The organism is Bacteroides sp. AF39-16AC, assembly GCF_003602735.1.
Lineage (GTDB): Bacteria > Bacteroidota > Bacteroidia > Bacteroidales > Bacteroidaceae > Bacteroides > Bacteroides uniformis.
The window spans coordinates 34,555-57,593 of record NZ_QTLN01000027.1 but is presented as its reverse complement, the minus strand read 5'-3'; the positions used below and the strand labels follow the sequence as shown (position 1 = coordinate 57,593).

The window sequence follows — 23,039 nt, the reverse complement described above, 5'->3', positions numbered from 1 at the left end:
CAGAAGAAGCCTCCGTGTCTGATAAGGATACGGAGGCTTTGTTCGTTTTATATACCTCTCCTCTAACATTCCGTTTCTACCGCTAATCACTATACCTTATTATATATAATTATTCATCGTATATTCATCAGATTAATTCCCGAATTAAGGTGCTAAATGAATGATTAAAAACGTTTAAAATCAGTATTTTATATCCTATTCCCACTTTCGTATTTCATATATTCTTCGTACCTTTACAGAGTATTAAAAGGTATAGTAAATCCTTTAATCAGTGAACAATTTAATCTTTTTACAAAAGAAAGTAACATAGCTGTAAAACAAATAAGAGAGACATCTGTTATTTATTGTAGAATCATTAGACGACATGAAAACAACTGTAAAGACATTCTGGATATGCATGCTACTGATGTTGACTTGCAGCATTAGCGGTAAAGCCATTGACCTGGTGCAGGTGGATGACAGAATGGCCGGAACTGCTGAAGTTTCCGCTTCTTTATCTTCATGTTCTTCTACTTCCGACAATAGTATTGACAAGAAGAATTCATTGTTCACGAATACCAAGTTCGCATGGACTACGGATGTCGAACTGGGAAACAAACCGGTTTCCGAAACTTACTCTTCTCATCAACAGCGTTTGCGCAGGGTGATTGAAGACAATCTTTTCCTCAGAAACATTCTTTTGATGTTATCCAACCACGAGAATCTACTCGTGCAAGGCCGCTCTAAATTATACTACTCAGATAAAGACCCGTACTATGCATTGACGGGCAGTGATTACTATATTTATACGCTTCGGCGGATTTTGATTTAGCCAACTTTTCTTCTTATTGATTTCCCCCTTTTTCTCCTTATTGTCTTGAAGAGACTGAAGGCAGGTGACCTTTAGTGTACATATATGTTAGTTAAGGTTGCAAGGATGATTACGCCCTGTCGGTTCGTAAGCGGGAAGTCGTATCCCTATGCTTTATTTTCAAAACTCTATTTAAATACCAACAATTAAACTTTTCATCATGGAAACTACTCAAAAAAAAGCAGCCTCTTTTAAAGGCATCAGATCCGCCGGTTGGGTAATCGTAATCTGTTTTATCATCGCCGTGCTTATTTTTCACTTTGTGTTGGGAAATCCCTCCAACTTTATGAACAACGACCCGAACAACCATCCGTTGCCGGGTAACTTCCTCGGTACCATCTATAAAGGTGGATTCATTGTTCCTGTAATTCAAACGCTTTTGCTGACTGTCATCGCACTGAGTATTGAACGTTATATTGCCATTGGCGCTGCCTTTGGTAAGGGGTCATTGGTGAAATTCGTAGCTAACATCAAAGCAGCCTTGGCTGAAGGTGATATGAAGAAGGCACAACAAATCTGCGATTCACAACGTGGTTCTGTAGCCAATGTGGTAAATGCCACTTTGAAGAAGTATGCCGAGATGGAGAATGACACAGAGCTGTCCAAAGACCAGAAACTGCTTGCCATCCAGAAGGAATTGGAAGAAGCCACTGCGCTGGAACTGCCGATGATGGAGCAGAATCTTCCTATTATTGGTACCATCACGACTTTAGGTACATTGATGGGATTGCTCGGTACAGTTATCGGTATGATCCGTTCATTTGCCGCCCTTGCAGCCGGAGGTTCAGCCGACTCCATGGCTCTGTCGCAAGGTATTTCTGAGGCTTTGATTAATACTGCCTTCGGTATCTTGACCGGTGCATTGGCCGTTATCTCCTACAACTATTATACAAACAAGATTGACAAGTTGACTTACAGCCTCGATGAGGTTGGTTTCTCCATCGTGCAGACTTTTGCAGCTACCCATAAATAGTTGACTGCTGATAGTTGGAGCTGCGCTGTGACGTAGGCTTCTATTATCTATTCAACGAATGAATTCTCAATTTTAATTTTCAATGAAACGATTATGGGCAGAGCGAAAATAAAAAAGAAAAGTACGTTCATCGATATGACGGCGATGAGTGACGTAACTGTACTGCTGCTGACCTTCTTCATGCTGACTTCTACGTTCGTGAAGAAAGAGCCGGTACAAGTAACGACTCCCGCCTCTGTATCCGAGATTAAGATTCCGGAGACAAATGTACTCCAGATATTGGTCGATCCGAGCGGAAAAGTATTTATGAGTCTGGACAAGCAGTCCGACTTGCGCGAAGTGCTGGAAGCTATGGGGCAGGAGTATGGAGTGACTTTCACTCCGGAGGAAACTAAAAAATTCATGCTGGCGTCTACCTTTGGTGTGCCGATGAAGAGTATGAAGAAATACCTCGACTTGCCGCAAGACCAGCAAGATGCTGTATTGAAGAATGAGGGGATACCGACAGACAGTATTGACAATCAGTTCAAGGCCTGGGTACGCAACGCCCGTGCAGTGAACAGTGATTTGCGCATTGCCATCAAGGCAGATGCCAATACTCCTTATTCCGTAATAAAAAATGTGATGAACTCACTTCAGGACCTCAGAGAGAACCGGTACAACCTGATTACTTCTCTGAAGACCACAAGTGAGGAGTGACAAGCTACGAGTTACAAGTAGAACAAGAAAGGAAACATTATGGCTGAAATACAAGAAAGCGGCAACAAGAAAGGTGGAAAAAGCAAGCAGAAGAAAATGACTGTCAGGGTGGACTTTACACCTATGGTGGACATGAACATGTTGCTGATTACCTTCTTTATGCTTTGTACCTCACTGAGCAAACCTCAGACCATGGAGATAAGCATGCCGAGCAATGACAAGACCATCACCGAGGAGCAGCAGACCAAAGTCAAGGCTTCCCAAGCCATCACGCTGTTGCTGGGGGATGACAACAAGTTGTATTATTACGAAGGGGAACCTAACTACAAGGACTATACTTCACTGAAGGAAACTACCTATCAGGCGGATGGTCTGCGGGCAATGCTTCTGCAACGTAATAGAGTTGCTGTGAACGAGGTGAACAGACTGAAGCAGCAGAAACTGGATCTTAAGATATCAGAGGATGACTACCGGAAACAGCTTTCCGAGATAAAAAGCGGAAAGGATACGCCGACAGTCATCATCAAGGCTACCGATAAGTCTTCGTACAAGAATCTGATTGATGCTCTCGATGAAATGCAGATATGTAATATAGGTAAGTATGTGATAACGGATATTGCCGAAGCCGACGAGTTCTTGATGAAGAACTACGAAAGCAAGGGCGAATTGTCCCAGAACATTGCTGAATGATGTGTAACACCCAAAGAAAGGAAAGAATATGGCTAAAGTAGATTTAAGCTCCCAAGCATGGTGTGACCTCGTGTTCAGTGGTAAGAACAAAGCATATGGAGCCTATAAGATGCGTGAGACCTCTCCCAGACGGCACAACATTGCCGTGATACTGGTAATTGTAATTGCATTGATAGGTTTCAGTATCCCTACGCTGATAAAGATGGCTACCCCCAAACAGAAAGAGGTGATGACCGAAGTGACTACCCTTTCGCAGCTGGAAGAACCGGAAGTGAAGCAGGAAGAGATGAAGCGGATAGAGCCCGTGGCCCCACCGCCGCCTGCATTGAAAAGCTCCATTAAGTTTACCGCTCCCGTCATCAAAAAGGATGAGGAAGTGAGGGACGAGGATGAAATAAAAAGCCAGACAGAACTGACGGAAACGAAAGTTGCCATCTCCATTGCCGACGTGAAAGGTAATGACGAGGAACACGGCAAGGACATCGCCGACTTGAAACAAGTGGTGACGCAGGCCGAACCGGAACCTGAAAAGGTTTTCGATATGGTAGAGCAGATGCCCCAGTTCCCCGGTGGTCAGGCCGAGATGATGCAGTTCATCAGCAAGAATATGAAGTATCCGACCATTGCCCAGGAAAACGGTACGCAAGGGCGTGTAACCTGCCAGTTTGTGGTAGGTGCCGACGGCAAGGTGCGTGATGTGAAAGTGCTGAGAGGTGTAGACCCCTATCTGGATAAAGAAGCTGTCCGTGTGATTATGTCCATGCCCAAATGGATTCCCGGCAAGCAGAATGGTAAGGCCGTATCGGTGAAATATACGATACCGGTGATGTTTAGATTACAATAAGTGTGTGTGTTATGAAAACGGTGAAACAACTTCAGCTTTCAGGCTTGCTGGTGCTGCTGACTCTGCTGTCTGCCTGCCAAAGCAAGCCCAAGGACGGACAAACGGATACGTATACCTCCGGTGTGATTGCAATTGCTGCGGACGAAAGTTTCCAGCCTATTGTGCAGGAAGAAATTGACGTGTTCGAAGGACTGTTCCCCTTGGCAGGAATTGTGCCCCGTTATGTGACGGAAGTCGATGCCGTCAACCTCTTGCTCAAGGACAGTCTGCGGTTGGCAATAACCAGTCGCAGACTGACTCCCGAAGAGATGAATTCCTTCAATAGCCGGAAGTTTTTTCCGCAGGAGATAAAGATTGCTACGGACGGGCTGGCATTGATAACCCATCTTGGCAATCCGGATTCATTGATTAGTGTGAAGGACATCCGCCGCATCCTGACGGGTGATGCGAAGCAGTGGAAAGATATCTATCCGGCTTCCCGTCTGGGGGATATCAGTCTTGTGTTTGACAACAAGAACTCCAGTACCGTACGTTTTGCTGTCGATTCCATCTGTAAGGGTGTACCGCTTTCCAGTCAGTTGAAAGCGTTGAAAACCAATAGGGAGGTGATTGACTACGTGGCCCGCACGCCTGATGCCATCGGTATTATCGGCGTGAACTGGCTGAGCGACCGGAATGACAGTACGGGGCTCTCTTTCAGTAAAGAGGTGCGGCTGATGTCCGTCAGTGCTGCTGACAAGGCCATGCCGGACAACAGTTACAAACCCTATCAGGCGTATTTGTATTACGGTGATTATCCGTTGGCACGCAGCATCTATGCCTTGTTGAATGATCCGCGGAGCGCACTTCCGTGGGGATTTGCCTCTTTCCTCGCTTCCGACCGGGGACAGCGGATTATATTGAAGTCGGGATTGGTCCCCGCCACCCAACCGGTGCGCGTGGTGAACGTCAAGGATGAATAACTAAAATGAATGCTAACATGAAACGTAGATTTGTATTTTGTTTGGGAGCGATGCTGTTTGCAGGTACGCTCGCCGCACAAACGCCGGTGCCCGAATGGCAGGCGGGGGTGGATAAAGTAAAAAGTCTGATAAAGACGAATCCGGAGCAGGCTTCCGACGCAGCCGGAGAACTGCTGAAGGGCAAGAACAAGAAAAATGTGGAGCTTGTGACTTCCGTGGCCCGTGCCTATCTGGATGTAGGACAGCTGAAAGAGGCGGAAACCTATCTGGAGATGGCAAGAAAGGCCGACAACAAGGCTCCGGCAGTTTCTGTACTCGAGGGTGACATCGCTTTTGCCCGGAAAGATATCGGAAAGGCATGCCAGCTTTATGAGCAAGCCATCTATTTTGATTCGAATTATAAGGATGCGTATCTGAAATATGCGCAGGCATACAAGTCTGCCAGTCCTTCGCAGGCCATAGAGAAGCTGAACCAGCTGAAGGCCATAGCTCCGGATTGCCTGGAAGCAGACAAGGAGCTGGCGGAAGTGTATTACGCCACCAACCGTTTTGGCAAGGCTGCCGACACCTATGCCAAGTTCATCGATACTCCCGTGGCTACGGAAGATGACATCCTTAAATATGCTTTTGCACTATTCCTGAACCACGACTTCGAGAAATCCTTGGCGGTGGCGCAGAAAGGTTTGCAGAAGAATGCCCGCCATGCCGCATTCAACCGGCTTGTGATGTACAACAATGTCGACCTCAAGCGTTATGACGAGGCAGAGAAGGCTGCCGATGCTTTCTTCAATGCTTCGGATAATGCCGATTATTCATGCTTGGATTACCGCTATCACGGTGCTCTGTTGAGTGCTCTGAAGAAATATGACCAGGCCATTGAGGAATATGGTAAGGCATTGGAGAAGGATGAGAGTCAGGTGGATTTGTGGCGTGAGATTGCCGATGCTTATGAATTGAAAAACGACTATACCCAAGCCATTGCTGCTTATAAAAAGTACTATGACTCGCTGGCACAAGATAAAAAGACGTCCGAAAACTTATTCCAGTTAGGGCGTCTGTACTACGGAGAGGGTACGTCCTCGGACACTCTCTCCGTTCAGTCTGCCGACCGCATGGCGGCATTGCAGGCTGCCGACTCTGTGTTCGCACTTGTTGCCGAACAAGCTCCCGACAGTTATTTGGGAGATATGTGGCGCGCCCGCACACACTCTGCCATGGACCCCGAAACTACAGAGGGATTGGCGAAACCTTATTACGAGAAGGTGGTGGACGTACTGCTTGCCAAAAACGAACCGAGGTACAACTCTGCATTGATAGAGTGTTACAGTTATCTGGGCTACTACTATCTGTTGAAGAGTGACTATGCTACTTCGAAAGAGTACTGGAATAAAATTCTGGCTATCGACCCCACCAATGCCACAGCAAACAAGGCATTGGACGGCATCAAATAGCAATAATTTTAGTTGTTTGTCGTGTCGGGAGGAGTGGAGAGTGATTCTTAGCTCCTCCTTTTTTGTTGCAGGGTCCCCCTTGGAGGCAGTGATTGCTTGCGGTAGTCCGTGGGTGAAGTGCCTAAGTGTGTCTTCACATACTTCCCGAAAAAGGAGATGTTGGGGAAATCCTGATGCTCGGAAATCTCCTTGATAGACTTATTGGAATACTTCAGAAAATATTTGATGTCTTCGACCACATAATCGTTTATCCACTCGAAGGCTGTCTTTCCGCTGACCTTTTTGCAGACGGTGGAAAGATATTTGGGAGTAACACACAGCTTACCCGCATAATAGGAAATAGAACGTTTTTTCACCTCGGTGCAGGCCAGCAGGTCGAGGAATCTCTTGAATAGAATGTTGCTCCGCTTCACCATTTGGCTTTCGGGAGGGGTGCTCAACTGGTTTAAATCTGCCAGCAGCTCATACAGCATGGTGCGTATCAGCGACCTGATGACTTCTTTGTAGTAGGGCTGCTCCGCTTGTTTCATTCGGGCACGTATCACCTTATAGTATAAATCGAACAGTTGCACTCTGTCCTTGTCAATGCGTACTACCGGATTCTGGCTGATATAGAAAGCCTTGTTCCATATGTCACTACTTTTATGAAGGTACTTCTGTGTAATCTGGGTCGACAGACAGAACATGGCGCCCTTGAAGTCGGAACTGGTTGTGCAATTGCTCAGAATCATATTGGGCATACAAATCAGCATCTCACCGGGGTAGATAGCATATTTTTGGGTATTGATGTTTATCTGCAGTCTTCCTTTTACACAGACCACATAGATGTTTGCATTCAACTTGAAATACTTGTTGAAAAGCAAGTTCTTGAAATCTCCAAGTATAGCAATATCGTTGTCGGTATAGTCCGTACTTGTATATTCTGCTATATTGTATGTGTTAAGTTGGTAAATCTTTTCTTCGTTTTTCATATTCATGTCTTTAGCTCCTTTGCAAATGTAAAGCAAGTGGCAGGAAATATAGAGTCCTAAATGGATACAGAAGTGTCCTAATCTTCTTGCGTGTGAGGCTAATTTCGAACCAAAGAATAGAATTGTTCCTTTTTCTGAGCATTTTTTTTCTTGAAACGCTTGTCGTATTGAAAAGAATGTCTACTTTTGCGGTGTACTATTATACTAATACACATAAACAATAAGATATTTAATTCATTCAAGCGTATGTTACAAGTAGAAAACATTTCATTTAGTTATCGCAAGGGGCGGAAAGAAGTCCTGAGCGATTTTTCACTTTCGCTGGAAGCCGGCCGGGTTTACGGTCTGTTGGGTAAGAACGGAGCCGGCAAGTCTACGTTGCTCTATCTGATGAGCGGTTTGTTGGCTCCCAAACGTGGGAGAGTGATGTATCATGATACCGACATGCGCCGCCGGTTGCCCGTCACGTTGCAGGACATGTTTCTGGTACCCGAGGAGTTCGAGCTGCCTCCTATTTCCTTGGTCAGCTATATTGAACTGAACAGTAAGTTCTATCCCCGTTTCAGCAAGGAAGACATGGTGAAGTACCTACATTTCTTCGAGATGGATATGGATGCTGATTTGGGAGCCTTGTCCATGGGGCAGAAAAAGAAAATCTTCATGAGTTTTGCGCTGGCCACCAATACTTCCCTGCTGCTGATGGATGAGCCTACCAATGGACTGGATATTCCGGGAAAGAGCCAGTTCCGCAAATTTCTGGCTTCGGGTATGTCGGACGACAAGACGATTGTCATTTCCACCCATCAGGTGCGTGACATTGACAAAGTACTGGACCATGTGCTGATTATGGACAACAGCCGCGTATTGCTGGACGAATCCACTGCCAGCATTTGCAGTAAGCTGTTCTTCTTGGAGAGTGACGACCGGGAGTTGGCTGCGACTGCCTTGTACACGCTTCCCTCCGTACAAGGCAATTTCTTGATGCTGCCCAATACGGAAGGTGAGGAATCGGAGATTAATCTTGAACTGCTGTTTGGCGCCGTACTTGCAGAGCCTGGGAAGATAGCGGAAATGTTTCACACTAAAACAAATGAATAATGATACGCGATACCTTTTTTAGTTTGCATCGCTTTGTGAACGTATGCCGCAAAGAGATGGTGGAGAATTGGAAGACCTATATACTCCGCTCGGTGATGGTCTACGGAATGTTGGCCATAGTCTTTGTCTGGAATGGATACTATCAGTATCACAATCTGGAAGCGGGAGCTGTGGGCATGGACCCTATCTGGGAGTTTGAGTCCAGATTCTTTCTTTGGGGACTTGTCATTTGGGGATGCATTAGCGCCTCGTTTACCATGGAAAGGATGAAAAGCAAGACGAGTCGTACCGTTGTGCTCATGACACCTGCCACCATGTTCGAGAAATTCTTTGCCCGCTGGCTGGTGGCTACCTGCGGCTTTATCTTGGTCTTTCTGATAGCTTTCAAGCTGGCGGACTTGACAAGAGTCGTCTTCTATCTTCTGGCCTACCCGGAGCTGCATGTCGTTCACTCCTTTCCGTTGTGGGAATTCTGCTGTAACACGAACTGTTTCTATGAGACGATAGGAAGCGGACCGGCTGTGGTGGGGATATTCCTGAGCTGCTACTTTTTCCTACAGTCTTTCTTCCTGCTGGGTAGTACGGTCTGGCCCAAAAATGCACTTATCAAGACTTTTGCGGCCGGTGTCTGCATCTTCGTTTCATATATCCTGATAGCTGTATTGTGCCTGAAGGCCATTCTGCCTAATAACTTCTTCATGACTGAGCCCTATATTGACAGGGAGGCATCGGGCGGCTGGCTGATTTTTATAACTTCGTTTTTCGCCCTTTTCAACTGGGTGCTTGCCTATTTCCGTTTCAAGGAGTCCGAAATCATTAATCGCTGGTAACTATGAACTTTAAGGAAAGTAAAGCCATCTACCTGCAAATAGCAGACCGCATTTGCGACGAGGTACTTCTCGGGCAATATCAGGAGGAAGAACGTATTCCTTCGGTACGGGAATATGCGGCTGTGGTAGAGGTCAACGCCAATACGGTGATGCGTTCGTACGACTACTTGCAGACGCAAGGAGTGATTTACAACAAGCGGGGTATCGGCTATTTTGTGTCGGTAGGTGCACGTAAGCTGATTCTTTCGTTGAGGAAAGAGTATTTTCTGAAGGAGGAAGTGGATTATTTCTTCAAGCAGATTTTCACGCTGGGCATCTCTGCCGAGGAGTTGTCCGGGATGTATCAGGAGTTTATCAAGAAACAAAAATAAAAGAAGACAGTTATGAAACGAACGACTTATATAATGATAGGAATGCTGGTTACCGGTGTGGCAATGGTATGCGGACTCATGTTCTATGTGGTGGACCGCAATGTCACTCAGAAAGATAATTTTATGGAAATCGGCGGAGAACGGAAAACGGTGCAGCTGCCCTCGTGCAGGGTGTTGAAGCTGACACAGCCTCCGGTGGTGTGGAAACAGAAAAAAGAAGGTATTGTGGAGGCAGAGCGTATGTTCTCGTTCGGGGAAGTGCCGTTGGAGGTAACTGCCGGAGACTCTTTGCAGCAGGGCAGTTTCTCCTATGCAGGGGATATGGAGGCTTTTATGTCGATGACTTCCGTTGGCGATACCCTGCTCGTCACCTTTGACTTTCCGGAGGATAAGCTGGAACAGTATCTTCAGAATGACATTTGGATAAGGGTTCGTTCAGAAGGGATGGAATTGCGGTTGCCTGCGGAGGTACAAGCGGTTGTGGTAGATGTGGAAGATATGGAAGCCAATTTCTACGGACTCCGTTGCGATACGCTCTCTTTCCGCACGCGATACCTTGCCCGGCTGGAAGATTGCCATGTCACTGCGCTTGCGGCGCAGGCGCAGAGCTTGCATCTCAACAGCGGCACAGTGCGCAACCTTTATCTGAATCTGGACGAGATAGCCGACTGGGATGTCAATACCGGTTTCTTCCATATCGATACGGAGCATCTGTCCGGCAGTCGCTATCATCGTTGTCTTTTGCAGAAGAATGAATGCCGCCGGGTGTTCTGGACACCGTTAAAGGATGATGCCTCTTTGAGTGTGGAGTTAAAACAAGCAGTTAAAATAGAAGTAGGTGAGTAGCCATAATACGAAATGACTTATCTTTGCACATGAATCAAAAAGTGTAGAGTATATGGCCTTGCAATTGGCATTCGTATTGGTAGCTATCATTATAGGCGCCCGCTTGGGCGGCATTGGACTAGGTGTAATGGGAGGGATAGGTCTGGCAATTCTGACGTTTGGTTTCGGATTGCAGCCTACATCACCTCCCATTGACGTTATGTTGATGATAGCCGCCGTCATTTCTGCCGCATCCTGCATGCAGGCGGCTGGCGGACTGGACTATATGGTAAAGCTGGCGGAACGGTTGTTGCGGAAGAATCCTTCGCAGGTCACCATCTTGAGCCCTATTGTGACCTATTTGTTTACTTTTGTTGCCGGCACGGGACATGTGGCATATTCGGTGCTTCCCGTGATTGCCGAGGTTGCCACGGAGACCAAGATTCGTCCCGAGAGGCCACTGGGCATTGCGGTGATTGCTTCGCAGCAGGCTATTACGGCAAGTCCCATTTCGGCTGCCACCGTCGCACTGCTTGGGTTGCTGGCGGGATTTGATGTCACCTTGTTCGATATTCTGAAAATAACGATTCCTGCTACCATTATCGGGGTATTTGTGGGCGCCTTGTTCTCCATGAAGGTGGGCAAGGAGCTGGCAGACGACCCGGAGTACAGAAAGAGGTTGACCGAAGGCTATCTTGATGTCAAGAAGGTGGAGATAAAGGATATACACAATAAACGGCATGCCGTCTTGTCCGTGCTTATCTTTATCCTTGCCACTGCTTTTATTGTGTTCTTTGGTTCGTTCGACAGTTTGCGTCCTGCCTTCGTGATAGACGGCGAGACGGTGAGACTCGGCATGTCCGCCATTATCGAAATCGTGATGCTCTCTGCCGCCGCCCTCATCTTGCTGCTGACTCGCACCGACGGCATGAAGGCAACGCAAGGCTCCGTCTTCCCGGCAGGCATGCAGGCGGTGATTGCCATATTCGGCATTGCCTGGATGGGAGATACTTTTCTTCAGGGAAACATGCTTCAGTTGACCCAGTCCATCGAGGGAGTGGTGAGGCAAATGCCGTGGCTGTTCGGGATAGCCTTGTTTGCCATGTCGATTCTGCTTTATAGCCAGGCCGCCACTGTGCGCGCACTGATGCCTTTGGGCATCGCTTTGAGCATTTCGCCTATGATACTGGTTGCTCTGTTCCCGGCCGTAAACGGTTACTTCTTTATTCCCAACTATCCCACCGTAGTAGCAGCCATTAATTTCGACCGTACCGGAACTACCCGTATCGGCAAGTATGTGCTGAACCACTCGTTCATGCTTCCCGGACTTGTTTCGACTGGCGTTGCCATCGGGCTGGGATTGCTTTTCATCAGGATATTCTAAGGAAGACCGCTGCTTTCAATCCGTTGTATATAGGGCTTTGTTTGTTTGTGTATAGGGGAGTGTTCCCTTTTACTCATTGCCTTATCAGCGCCTAATGGTCGTGCGGCGATCTGCTGACGGCTGTTAAGCGGGTTGTTGATGGCCGTTAGGCGATTGCATCATGGCCGTTGCATACTGTTGATTCCTTATGTCCGACGTAATAAATACCTTCATTCTCTGAATAAAGCACAGAGGAAAACAGTATTGAAGTCTTGGCTTTGTGTGGCTGTACGCATTTGTTCTGATTGCATTTGAAGGGGGAGGAGATGGAATTAATACCGTGTTTGCAGGATATTGATTTCGTGCAGGTACGATATAAATAAGATGTGATACAAGAAATTAATAACTTGTGTTACTCCATGTTAGCTTCTTGTGTGTCAGTATTTCTGTTTGTGAAACGGTGTGGAAGCAAATTTTGCTTCCACACTTTTGAGTTGCTTCCACCGCATCTTTAATACCGATGAATAAAGGGATGTGGAGAGGAGGTGGAAGTGTGGAAGCAATTTGCACAAACATTATTTGCGCAAACATTTTTTTCTGTCCTTGATGGGAATTAAAAAAATGAGGATAAAGGCCTTTAAACCTTTTATCCTCATTGTAGTTGCGGAGATCCGACTCGAACGAATGACCTTTGGGTTATGAGCCCAACGAGCTACCAACTGCTCCACTCCGCGATGTTATTGTTTTGTGGGTGCAAAGGTACGGCTTTTTATTTAATATGCAAATAAAATGCATGATATTTTTGAGGTTAAGTGGATTTTAATGAGTAATATGTTGATAAATAGAACGATAATAAGCCTACTTTTTTTCTTCCTTTTTAGGGCTGTTCATTAATAAAATGAATGTTTTCTTGTAAGATATGCGGAAATGTCTTACTTTTGCTCAAATAATAAAGCAATGTGCAATTAATCTATGACCGTATCGAAGACAAAAGCTAAATTAGTGGACGTTGCCCGTCAGCTGTTTGCAAAGATGGGTGTTGAAAATACCACGATGAATGATATTGCCCTCGCTTCAAAGAAAGGTAGGAGAACGCTCTATACCTATTTTAAGAGCAAGGAAGATATCTACTTGGCTGTTGTTGAGTCGGAGCTGGATATTCTTTCGGATATGATGAAGCACGTGGTAGAGAAAGATATTCAGCCGGACGAGAAACTGATGGAAATGATTTACACTCATCTGGATGCGGTAAAAGAGGTTGTCTTTCGGAATGGTACTCTTCGTGCCAATTTCTTTCGGGATATTTGGAGAGTGGAGAAAGTGCGCAAACGTTTCGATGCTACAGAGACCCAGCTTTTCAAGGAGGTTCTGCGTGAAGGTATGGAGAAGGGTGTTTTCCAGATAGATGACTTGGATATGACTGCCGAGATTGTGCATTACAGTGTCAAAGGTATTGAAACACCTTATATCCGCGGCCATATAGGGGCCAATCTGGACGATGCGGTACGCGATACTTACGTGACCCGTCTGGTACTTGGTGCATTGGGAAAGAAGTAAGAATACATTTTATAAATAATTTTAAAATAATATGGGATTATTAGATGGAAAAACAGCCATTGTGACAGGTGCTGCACGCGGCATCGGCAAGGCTATCGCTTTGAAGTTCGCTCAAGAAGGAGCAAATATTGCATTCACTGACTTGGTGATTGATGAAAATGCCGAGGCTACGGCAAAAGAATTGGAAGCTTTGGGAGTAAAGGCAAAAGCTTATGCCTCCAATGCAGCAAACTTTGAAGACACTGCCAATGTAGTGGCAGAAATCCATAAGGACTTTGGACGTATTGATATTCTGGTAAACAATGCCGGTATCACACGTGACGGTCTGATGATGCGTATGAGCGAACAGCAATGGGATATGGTTATCAATGTCAACCTGAAATCGGCATTTAACTTTATCCATGCCTGCACACCCATCATGATGCGCCAGAAGGCGGGTAGCATTATCAATATGGCATCTGTGGTAGGTGTTCACGGCAATGCCGGCCAGGCCAACTATTCTGCTTCCAAAGCCGGTATGATTGCTTTGGCCAAGTCTATCGCTCAGGAGCTGGGTTCTCGTGGAATCCGTGCCAATGCCATTGCTCCGGGCTTCATCATGACAGCCATGACCGACGCCTTGTCTGAAGAGGTGAAGGCTGAATGGTGCAAGAAGATTCCTTTGCGTCGTGGCGGCACACCCGAAGACGTGGCAAATATCGCTACTTTCCTGGCTTCTGATATGTCTTCTTATGTATCCGGTCAGGTTATTCAGGTAGATGGTGGGATGAATATGTAATTTAATGATTAATGATTAGTGATTAATGTTTAATGAGAAGTTGGGTGTTAGTCATTAATCATTAATCACTAATCATTAAACATTAACAACCGATGACTGTCGTATACGAAGACAATCATATCATTATAGTCAACAAGACCGCTTCCGAGATAGTTCAGGGAGACAAAACGGGTGATACACCGCTTTCGGAAACTGTAAAGCAGTACCTGAAAGAGAAGTACAGCAAGCCTGGAAATGTCTTTATCGGTGTCGCCCACCGGCTGGACCGCCCCGTGAGCGGTCTTGTTGTTTTTGCCAAGACCAGTAAGGCACTGTCGCGTCTGAACGAGATGTTCAAGAATAGCGAGGTGAAGAAGACTTACTGGGCAGTAGTGAAGAACTTACCCCGCGAGGAAGAGGGGGAATTGGTGAACTATCTGGTGCGAAATGAGAAACAGAACAAGAGTTATGCATACGACAAGGAGGTGCCGGGCAGCAAGAAAGCGATTTTGCATTACCGGCTCATCGGGCGGTCGCAGAACTATTATCTGTTGGAAATAGATTTGAAAACCGGACGCCATCACCAGATACGTTGTCAGTTGGCAAAGATGGGCTGTCCCATCAAGGGAGATTTGAAGTATGGTTCGCCCCGCTCCAATCCCGACGGCAGCATCTGTCTGCATGCGCGGTATATCCGTTTTGTGCATCCGGTGTCCAAAGAACTGATAGAAGTGGAGGCGCCCGTTCCTCCCGGAAATTTATGGAATGGTTTTGAAACGATTTAATCTTACAGTAATGAAGAAAATCACAGTTTTGTCGGGTTTGCTGCTCCTTGCGGGATTGGCTGCCCAAGCTCAGGAAAGAGTTGCTGAGTATAACGTGCGTCCGGCCGTTACGGTGCGCACTCCCCTCCAGGGCGATAGTATCAACTTCAAGGGAGACAAGTTTACTACCGGCAATCTTCTGAAGACGAAGGTCAGTCTCGACTTCGACGGAGGTCGGTACGAACGTATGGTTGCTGATACGGCTGGATATGTAACTGTGGCAAAGGCGGACAAGGACAATCTGTTCTATCTGTTTGCTACCAATCTGCGTGCGGAGCGTTTCATGAAGGGCAAGCTGAATGTATATTCTCCTGCCCGTTTTGAGGTGTTTGTAAACGGTGAATCCAAGCAAGTCAAGGAGACAGCGGAGGACAGCTTGTCGCAGGTCCGTCCTACGGCTGTCAGTTTGCGTATGGACCCCGAAGCGGATTATGAGATTGTCATCAAGTTGCTTTCAAGCGCGGACGACAAGATGCAGCCGATGCTGAAATGCGAATTTGAAAAGGAAAAGGACTTTGCCGATGTAGCCTGCCGGATGGCACCGGACATGAAGAGACGTTTCTCTTTGTTCAACACCAATTTCGGCTCCCGAGCGAGCAGGGTTTCTCTTTCGCCCAACGGCAAGTATCTGCTGACCCGCTATTCGGACAATTACGACGTGAAGCGTTCCAGGACCCGTTGTGAGCTGACCGAGGTAAAGACCGGCCGGGTGATATTGCCCAATGCCAATGAAAAGATGAACTGGATGCCCAACAGCAACAAGCTCTATTATACGGTTATGGGCGAGGAGCAGAATGACCTGGTTGTGTTCGATCCCGCCACGATGCGTGAGGAAGTGCTGCTGAAGAATGTTCCCGAAGGATATTTCAGCTGGTCTCCTACAGAAGACTATCTTATTTATATGCTCACGGACGAGGGCGAAAAGGTGAGTGGCCCGTTGAAACGTCTCTTGCATCCGGACGACCGTATCCCCAATTCTCGTGACCGCTATTATCTCATGAAATACGATGTGGCGACGGGACTTTCCGAGCGTCTGACCTACGGTAGTCACAACGTCTATCTGAATGATATTTCCCCGGATGGCAAGAAACTGTTGTGCAGCACTTCCAAGCCGGACATCACTCGATGCCCTTTCTCCCTCTCTTCTCTTTTCGAGATTGATTTGGCCACCTTGCAGGCAGATACGCTGGTCGCCTGGGATGCTTATCTGGGAAGTGCTTCTTACTCTCCGGATGGGAAGCAGCTTCTGGTGACGGGCAGTCCGTCTGCTTTCGGAGGCATTGGCAAGAATTGCGGTGAACATCCCATAGCCAATGACTTTGATACCCAAGCATTCATTATGGATTTGGCTACAAAGAAAGTGCAGGCTATCACGCGCGATTTCAATCCTACGGTGTCTCTCGTGCAGTGGAACCGTGTGGACGGATGTATCTATTTCGATACGACTGATGGGGATTGCAGGCATATCTACCGTTATGTTCCGAAGACGGGCGGCTTTGAAATGCTTCCGCTTGAAGAAGATGTGATTACTTCCTTCACGCTGGCCAATGACAATCCGGTTGTGGCTGCCTATGTGGGCGGAGGAAACACCAGCACGGGCGTAGCTTATACGTACGACACGAAGAAAAAAGTTTCTACCCTGCTTGCCAATCCCATGAAGCCCATCCTCGATAAGATTGAGCTGGGACAGATGGAAGAGTGGAACTTTACAGCTTCGGACGGTACGGAGATAAAGGGAATGGTTTGTCTGCCGCCGTCTTTTGACCCGAACAAGAAGTATCCGCTTATCGTATACTATTATGGAGGAACGACTCCTACAACCCGCGGTATAACTTCCCCGTACTGTGCACAGTTGTTTGCGTCACGTGACTATGTGGTTTATGTTATCCAGCCCAGTGGTGCCATCGGGTACGGCCAGGAGTTCTCTGCACGCCATGTCAATGCATGGGGTGAGCGTACGGCCGATGAGATCATTGAAGGTACGAAGAAATTCTGTGCAGCCCATCCGTTTGTCAACGATAAACGTATCGGATGCCTGGGTGCCTCTTATGGAGGATTCATGACGATGTATCTGCAGACTAAGACGGATATGTTTGCTGCCGCTGCCTCGCATGCTGGCATCAGCAATGTAACGAGCTATTGGGGCGAGGGTTATTGGGGATATTCCTATAACTCTGTTGCGGCAGCCGATAGCTATCCTTGGAATAATCCCGATTTGTTTACGAAGCATGGAGCATTGTTCAATGCGGACAAGATTAATACCCCTCTGTTGTTGCTGCATGGCACGGTAGATACAAACGTGCCTATCGGTGAAAGTATCCAATTGTATAATGCGCTGAAGATATTGGGTAAGCCGGTGGAATTTATTACCGTAGATGGTGAAAACCATTTTGTACTTGATTATGCAAAACGTGAATTGTGGCACAATTCAATTATGGCTTGGTTTGCCCGCTGGCTGCAGGATAGTCCGGCATGGTGGAATGACCTTTATCCGGAAAGACATTGGTGATGTTTTAATTAACAATTGATAATAAAAAAAGCCGTTTCCCAGAATAGACAAGGAGGAAACGGCTTTTTTGTTGTAGTGTGCTTACTGTTATTGGGCCACTTTTGCTGTGTCTTGGACGTTCTCGGCTTTCTGCAAAGTATCCGTTACCACAGTGTCGTTAGACAAGGTTGTTGTCTTACTCGGCTGTTCTACCGGAGCCTTAGCTTGAGCCAAGAACGTTCCGCCACAAACAAACATAAACAGGGCTGCTACTAATACTAATTTTTTCATAATTCATTTGCTTTTAGGTTGGTATATCTTATTGTTAAGTCTAAGTGCTTGCTTGTTGTAGCGCTTGTTGCTTACGTCTAATATAGGTCAAATGGTGTGCCAGAAAGAGTGTGTGTTGGATAATGTTCTGATAGTTAGTGATATATGTTTCTGTGCAAAGTGTGGCATAGTGTGGAAAAGTGTGGAATGTGTGGAGGGGAGTGTGGAATAATTCCACACCCTTTAGTCGGATATGTTATAAAGCTTCAACTTGTTGTACAGCGTTTTGCGGTCAATGCCCAACAGTTGTGCAGCGCGGCTCTTGTTGTTTCCCGTCTGCCGCAAGGCTTCGATGATTTGATGCTTCTCTGCCTCCTCATTGCGGAGAGGGATACCGATGATGCCCGGTGCGGGTCCTTTCAGTTCATTCAGTTCGTTGATAGTAATGAATTTGCCTTGTGCCAGCAAGGTTGCACGGCGTACCATATTCTTCATTTGGCGTAGATTGCCGGGCCAGGGATATTCCAATAGGGCGCGGGATGCCTTGTCATCAAAGCCGGTCAGTTGCTTGTCCATTTCGCGGTTGGCCTGGTCCAGAAAGAAATTGGCAAAGAGCAGGATGTCTTCACGGCGGTCTTTGAGTTGCGGCATACGTAGGGTGAATTCATTGATACGGTGATATAAATCTTCACGGAACGCCCCTTTTTCGATGGCTTGCTCCAGATTTTCGTTGGTGGCGGATACCAGACGTACATCCACGCTTATCTCTTTGTTTGAACCTACCGGACGTATCTTGCGCTCTTGCAAAGCACGCAGCAACTGTATTTGCACTTCATAGCTCAGATTGCCTATCTCATCCAGGAAGATGGTACCGCCGTTGGCTTCGACGAAAGCGCCCGTTTTGTCGGTCAGTGCGCCGGTAAAGGCGCCCTTTATGTGCCCGAAGAACTCCGAAGCGGCCAATTCTTTGGGAATAGAACCGCAATCGATGGCTACAAACGGCTGGTCGGCACGCTTGCTGAGCTGGTGGATGCGGTGAGCTACGTATTCTTTGCCCGTTCCGCTGGCACCATTGATGAGTACAGACATATTGGTAGGTGAAACCAGTTTCACATAATTGTAGAGTTGTTTGGCTGCGTCGCTCTCTCCCTCAAGGAAGTCGGAGGAGGACAATGAGCCTTCTGCACCCTTCAGAGGCTGATTTTTCATCTTGTCGGAATGCATCGTCTGTTTGGGTGAAACGGATGGTCTGTTTGGGGTAAACGCATCATCTGTTCGGGACGAATGCATCATCTGTTTCAAAGCGGAGGATGATGCATTCAAGGCTTCGCCTATTTTTTTCAGTAATTCGTCCGGGTTCACAGGCTTGGCAATGTAATCGCAGGCTCCCAGTTTCATGGTTTGGACGGCCGACTGTATGTCAGCGTATCCTGTCATGATGATAAGCGGTATTTGCAGGCCGTGTTCGCCCAGCCATTTCAATAAGTCAATGCCATCCTTGTCGGGCAGGCGCAGGTCAGACAATATCAAGTCTACGGTTTCCGACTCAATATGTTTTTGAGCACGGGCAATGTTGCTGGCAGAGGTTACTTGGAAACCTTTTTTGCCGAGCCATGTTTTTAGCATCATGCCGTAAGTAATATCATCTTCTACAATTAATATGGATGTCATTGCTTTAGCCTTTTATCTCTTTTATGTAGGCAAAGGTAAGTGCTTTTGTCTGATTTTAGTATATTTGCAAACTTAAATTAAATAAAAAACAAAATGAAAAGAAATCTTATTGTATTATTAACTATACTGGTTTGCAGTCTGACTGCTTGCAAGCCGGGACAAAAGAAAGAGGAAGATATGGAAAAAGAAACGAAGCTGAAGATTGAAACAAGTGCGGGTGACATCACCGTGAAACTGTATAATGAAACCCCGAAACATCGTGATAACTTTATCAAGCTGGTGGAAGACGGCACGTATGAAGGTACGCTGTTCCACCGTGTCATCAAGGACTTTATGATACAAGCAGGTGACCCGGAATCGAAGAAGGCTCCGAAAGGCAAGATGCTGGGGGCAGGCGACGTAGGTTATACTGTTCCTGCCGAATTTGTTTATCCGAAGTATTTTCACAAAAAAGGTGCTTTGTCGGCTGCACGCCAGGGTGATGAGGTGAATCCCGACAAGGCATCATCCGGCTGCCAGTTCTACATTGTGACTGGAAAAGTGTATAATGACTCTACCTTGCTGGGGATGGAACAGCAGATGAATCAGATGCGCCTGAACAATGCTTTCAATGCATTGGCCCAGAAGCATATGAAGGAAATCTACAAGATGCGTAAGAATAATGACCAGGACGGTCTGATGGATTTGCAAGATTCTTTGATTGCGCAGGCAGAGGCTCAGGTTGCCAAGGAACCGGAGTTCAAGTTTACTCCCGAGCAGGTGAAGGCTTATACTACCATGGGTGGTACTCCGCATTTGGACGGTGCATATACCGTATTCGGTGAAGTGCTGGAAGGTATGGATATAGTTGATAAAATACAGAAGGTCAAGACTGATCGTAACGACCGTCCTGAAGAGGATGTGGTTATTAAAAAAGTGACAGTGATAGATTGATGATAGATTCTGTCATTCTATTTTATGAAGATAAACAAAAAGATATTTGACAACGGTCTGCGGTTGGTGCACAATGAAGATACCAGCACGCAGATGGTTGCCTTGAATATTGTTTATGACGTAGGTGCCCGTGACGAGCATCCCGAGCATACGGGCTTTGCCCATTTGTTTGAGCATCTGATGTTTGGAGGTTCGGTGCATATTCCTGATTATGACGCTCCTTTGCAACTGGCAGGTGGGGAGAATAATGCATGGACCAATAATGATATTACCAATTACTATCTGACGGTTCCAAAATCGAATGTGGAAATCGGCTTCTGGCTGGAGTCCGACCGTATGCTGGAACTGGCATTCAGTGAGCAAAGTCTTGAGGTGCAGCGTGCAGTGGTGATGGAGGAGTTCAAGCAACGTTGTCTGAACAAGCCGTATGGTGATGTGGGGCATCTGCTTCGTCCTTTGGCTTATCAAACGCATCCTTATCGCTGGCCTACTATCGGGAAAGACCTCTCTCACATTGCCAATGCCACGCTGGATGAGGTAAAGGAATTCTTTTTCCGTTTTTATGCACCTAATAATGCAGTTCTGGCCGTTACCGGAAATATTTCGTGGGAAGAAACGATTAGGCTGACTGAAAAATGGTTTGCTCCTATTCCCCGTAGGAATGTGCCTGTAAGACAATTACCGCAAGAAGTTGTACAGACGGCGGAACGCCGGCAGACGGTGGAACGGAATGTTCCTCTGGATGCTTTGTTCATGGCTTATCACATGTGCAGTCGTGAAGATGCCGATTATTATGCCTTCGATATTCTGTCGGATATTCTGAGCAATGGACGTTCCAGTCGCTTGACCCGCAGGCTGGTGCAGGAGCAAAAGCTCTTTTCCAGTCTCGATGCCTATATCTCCGGTACACGGGATGCCGGACTGCTGCATATCAGTGGAAAGCCATCTGCTGGCGTATCTTTGGAGCAAGCCGAGGCTGCTGTCCGGAAAGAGTTGGAAGAGTTGAAATCCGGGTTTGTTGGAGAGCAGGAATTGGAGAAAGTAAAGAACAAGTTTGAGTCTACACAGATATTCGGCAACATCAATTATCTGAATGTTGCCACGAACCTTGCCTGGTTTGAACTGACCGGGCAGGCGGAAGACATAGACCGTGAAGTGGACAATTACCGCTCTGTGACGGCAGAACAGCTTCATAGGGTAGCCCAACAGACCTTCCGCGATGAAAATGGGATTGTGCTTTATTACCAAAAAGAAAACCTTTAGTATGAGAAATTTATTTGATACGTATAAGCAACACTACAAAGCATTGCTTCTCCTGGGACTACCCATTGTGGTGGGGCAGTTGGGAGTCATTGTGCTGGGGTTTGCCGATACGCTGATGATTGGGCATCATAGCACGGAAGAGCTGGGTGCCGCTTCTTTCGTAAACAATCTGTTTACTCTCTGTATTATTTTCAGTACGGGGTTCAGCTACGGGCTGACCCCGGTTGTGGGAGGCTTCTACGGTAACCGCCGTTTTGCCGAAGCCGGACAAGCGTTACGGTGCAGTCTGGTGGCCAATGTGCTGGTAGCTTTATTGCTGACTCTTGTCATGGCTGTTCTGTATTTCAATGTGGAACGGCTGGGGCAGCCCGAAGAATTACTGCCTCTGATTAAGCCTTATTATCTAGTGCTGCTTGCTTCACTGGTTTTTGTCATGTTGTTCAACGGCTTTAAACAGTTTACGGATGGCATCACCGACACCAAGACGGCCATGTGGATTCTGCTTGGAGGGAATGCGCTTAACATCGTAGGAAACTATATTCTGATCAATGGAAAATTGGGTTTCCCGGAGATGGGATTGCTTGGCGCGGGTGTAAGTACCTTGTTCTCTCGCATTGTGATGGTCGTGGTCTTTGCGGTGATTGTGCTTCGTAGTCGCCGTTTTATCCGTTATAGACTCGGATTCATGAGGCTGGGATGGTCGACACCGATGTTTAGGAAACTCAATGCTCTGGGCTGGCCTGTCGGTATGCAGATGGGAATGGAGACCGCTTCCTTCAGCCTCAGTGTTGTCATGGTGGGGTGGCTGGGGACACTTGCTCTGGCATCACATCAGATAATGCTCACTGTCTCTCAGTTCACCTTCATGATGTATTATGGCATGGGTGCTGCAGTTGCTGTGCGTGTCAGTAACTTTAAGGGGCAGGGCGACGGGCAGAATGTGCGCCGTTCGGCGTATGCTGGCCTTCACGTCATCTTATGCATGGAAGTGGTGCTGTTGAGTATTGTCTTTGCACTTCGCGGTCAGGTCGGAGGATGGTTTACAGATAATATGGAAGTGTCCGGTATGGTAGCCGCTCTCTTCTTTCCGTTCCTGATTTACCAGTTCGGTGACGGATTGCAGATTAATTTTGCCAATGCCCTGCGTGGTATCTCGGATGTGAAACCGATGATGATTATTGCATTTATATCCTATTTTGTTATATCTTTGCCCGTAGGGTACCTCTGCGGTTTCATCTTCGGCTGGGGACTGACGGGGGTCTGGATGGCTTTCCCGTTTGGACTGACCAGTGCAGGGGTGATGCTGTGGCTGAGATTCCGTAGACAGACCAGGGAAAGGATTTGATAAT

General features: G+C 46.9%; 22 protein-coding genes and 1 tRNA gene. 19 read left to right on the top strand and 4 right to left on the bottom strand.

The window, feature by feature from the left end:
• Positions 1–364 precede the first annotated feature (364 nt).
• From DW039_RS17800 to DW039_RS17770, 7 genes are all read left to right on the top strand, one after another.
• Entirely contained in the window at positions 365–811 is a 447-nt protein-coding gene (locus tag DW039_RS17800; RefSeq protein ID WP_005828652.1) for a hypothetical protein, read from the top strand.
• A gap of 199 nt (positions 812–1,010) precedes the next feature.
• Complete coding sequence (locus DW039_RS17795) at positions 1,011–1,823, top strand: MotA/TolQ/ExbB proton channel family protein (protein WP_005828650.1); 813 nt, start codon at positions 1,011–1,013, stop codon at positions 1,821–1,823.
• Positions 1,824–1,916: 93 nt separating this feature from the next.
• Positions 1,917–2,522, top strand: a complete 606-nt coding sequence (locus DW039_RS17790) for a biopolymer transporter ExbD (RefSeq protein WP_005828648.1) — start codon at positions 1,917–1,919, stop codon at positions 2,520–2,522.
• A 39-nt stretch (positions 2,523–2,561) separates the two neighbouring features.
• Entirely contained in the window at positions 2,562–3,212 is a 651-nt protein-coding gene (locus DW039_RS17785; RefSeq protein WP_005828642.1) for a biopolymer transporter ExbD, read from the top strand.
• Positions 3,213–3,240: 28 nt separating this feature from the next.
• Complete coding sequence (locus DW039_RS17780; protein ID WP_005828639.1) at positions 3,241–4,056, top strand: energy transducer TonB; 816 nt, start codon at positions 3,241–3,243, stop codon at positions 4,054–4,056.
• Between the two features lie 11 nt (positions 4,057–4,067).
• Positions 4,068–5,018 (top strand): PstS family phosphate ABC transporter substrate-binding protein, encoded by a 951-nt coding sequence (locus tag DW039_RS17775; RefSeq protein WP_005828635.1) that lies wholly within the window; start codon positions 4,068–4,070, stop codon positions 5,016–5,018.
• A gap of 5 nt (positions 5,019–5,023) precedes the next feature.
• Positions 5,024–6,469 (top strand): lipopolysaccharide assembly protein LapB, encoded by a 1,446-nt coding sequence (locus tag DW039_RS17770; protein ID WP_009037282.1) that lies wholly within the window; start codon positions 5,024–5,026, stop codon positions 6,467–6,469.
• 47 nt (positions 6,470–6,516) lie between these two features.
• On the opposite strand, the gene DW039_RS17765 is transcribed toward DW039_RS17770, so the two are convergent.
• Entirely contained in the window at positions 6,517–7,440 is a 924-nt protein-coding gene (locus tag DW039_RS17765) for an AraC family transcriptional regulator (protein WP_008665930.1), read from the bottom strand.
• Between the two features lie 246 nt (positions 7,441–7,686).
• Here DW039_RS17765 and DW039_RS17760 point away from each other — a divergent pair, with 246 nt between their 5' ends.
• From DW039_RS17760 to DW039_RS17740, 5 genes are read left to right on the top strand one after another with little or no spacing between them, the layout of a single operon-like run.
• Positions 7,687–8,538 carry an ATP-binding cassette domain-containing protein gene (locus DW039_RS17760; protein WP_005828621.1) on the top strand — a complete coding sequence of 284 codons (852 nt, stop codon included), beginning with the start codon at positions 7,687–7,689 and terminating at the stop codon, positions 8,536–8,538.
• Positions 8,538–9,368: a hypothetical protein gene (locus tag DW039_RS17755; protein WP_035450294.1), complete on the top strand. Its 831-nt coding sequence runs from the start codon at positions 8,538–8,540 to the stop codon at positions 9,366–9,368. Before DW039_RS17760 ends, DW039_RS17755 begins: the two co-directional genes overlap by 1 nt.
• A 2-nt stretch (positions 9,369–9,370) precedes the next feature.
• A complete protein-coding gene (locus DW039_RS17750; protein ID WP_005828614.1) occupies positions 9,371–9,739 on the top strand; it encodes a GntR family transcriptional regulator in 369 nt (122 codons plus the stop codon).
• 12 nt (positions 9,740–9,751) lie between these two features.
• Positions 9,752–10,585 carry a hypothetical protein gene (locus DW039_RS17745; protein WP_098032395.1) on the top strand — a complete coding sequence of 278 codons (834 nt, stop codon included), beginning with the start codon at positions 9,752–9,754 and terminating at the stop codon, positions 10,583–10,585.
• 52 nt (positions 10,586–10,637) lie between these two features.
• Complete coding sequence (locus DW039_RS17740) at positions 10,638–11,948, top strand: anaerobic C4-dicarboxylate transporter family protein (RefSeq protein WP_120382183.1); 1,311 nt, start codon at positions 10,638–10,640, stop codon at positions 11,946–11,948.
• Positions 11,949–12,588: 640 nt separating this feature from the next.
• Here the strand turns inward: DW039_RS17740 and DW039_RS17730 are convergent.
• Positions 12,589–12,661 (bottom strand) — tRNA-Met (locus DW039_RS17730).
• A 238-nt stretch (positions 12,662–12,899) separates the two neighbouring features.
• On the opposite strand from DW039_RS17730, the gene DW039_RS17725 reads away from it, so the two are divergent.
• The 4 genes from DW039_RS17725 (at position 12,900) to DW039_RS17710 (ending at position 17,574) form a co-directional block, all read left to right on the top strand.
• Positions 12,900–13,484, top strand: a complete 585-nt coding sequence (locus DW039_RS17725) for a TetR/AcrR family transcriptional regulator (RefSeq protein WP_005828604.1) — start codon at positions 12,900–12,902, stop codon at positions 13,482–13,484.
• 31 nt (positions 13,485–13,515) lie between these two features.
• Positions 13,516–14,262 carry a 3-oxoacyl-[acyl-carrier-protein] reductase gene (fabG, locus tag DW039_RS17720; protein ID WP_005828602.1) on the top strand — a complete coding sequence of 249 codons (747 nt, stop codon included), beginning with the start codon at positions 13,516–13,518 and terminating at the stop codon, positions 14,260–14,262.
• A 92-nt stretch (positions 14,263–14,354) separates the two neighbouring features.
• Positions 14,355–15,026, top strand: coding sequence for an RluA family pseudouridine synthase (locus tag DW039_RS17715; protein ID WP_005828600.1), 672 nt, complete (start codon positions 14,355–14,357; stop codon positions 15,024–15,026).
• Positions 15,027–15,036: 10 nt separating this feature from the next.
• Positions 15,037–17,574, top strand: coding sequence for a prolyl oligopeptidase family serine peptidase (locus DW039_RS17710; protein WP_120382181.1), 2,538 nt, complete (start codon positions 15,037–15,039; stop codon positions 17,572–17,574).
• 87 nt (positions 17,575–17,661) lie between these two features.
• On the opposite strand, the gene DW039_RS17705 is transcribed toward DW039_RS17710, so the two are convergent.
• Entirely contained in the window at positions 17,662–17,844 is a 183-nt protein-coding gene (locus DW039_RS17705; RefSeq protein ID WP_005828596.1) for a hypothetical protein, read from the bottom strand.
• 222 nt (positions 17,845–18,066) lie between these two features.
• Positions 18,067–19,494 carry a sigma-54 dependent transcriptional regulator gene (locus DW039_RS17700; RefSeq protein WP_120382180.1) on the bottom strand — a complete coding sequence of 476 codons (1,428 nt, stop codon included), beginning with the start codon at positions 19,492–19,494 and terminating at the stop codon, positions 18,067–18,069.
• A gap of 93 nt (positions 19,495–19,587) precedes the next feature.
• Here DW039_RS17700 and DW039_RS17695 point away from each other — a divergent pair, with 93 nt between their 5' ends.
• The 3 genes from DW039_RS17695 to DW039_RS17685 are packed head-to-tail and all read left to right on the top strand — an operon-like array spanning position 19,588 to position 23,035.
• Positions 19,588–20,427: a peptidylprolyl isomerase gene (locus DW039_RS17695; RefSeq protein WP_120382179.1), complete on the top strand. Its 840-nt coding sequence runs from the start codon at positions 19,588–19,590 to the stop codon at positions 20,425–20,427.
• A 24-nt stretch (positions 20,428–20,451) separates the two neighbouring features.
• A complete protein-coding gene (locus tag DW039_RS17690; protein WP_120382178.1) occupies positions 20,452–21,690 on the top strand; it encodes a pitrilysin family protein in 1,239 nt (412 codons plus the stop codon).
• Position 21,691: 1 nt separating this feature from the next.
• Positions 21,692–23,035: an MATE family efflux transporter gene (locus DW039_RS17685; protein WP_117599219.1), complete on the top strand. Its 1,344-nt coding sequence runs from the start codon at positions 21,692–21,694 to the stop codon at positions 23,033–23,035.
• Positions 23,036–23,039 lie beyond the last annotated feature (4 nt).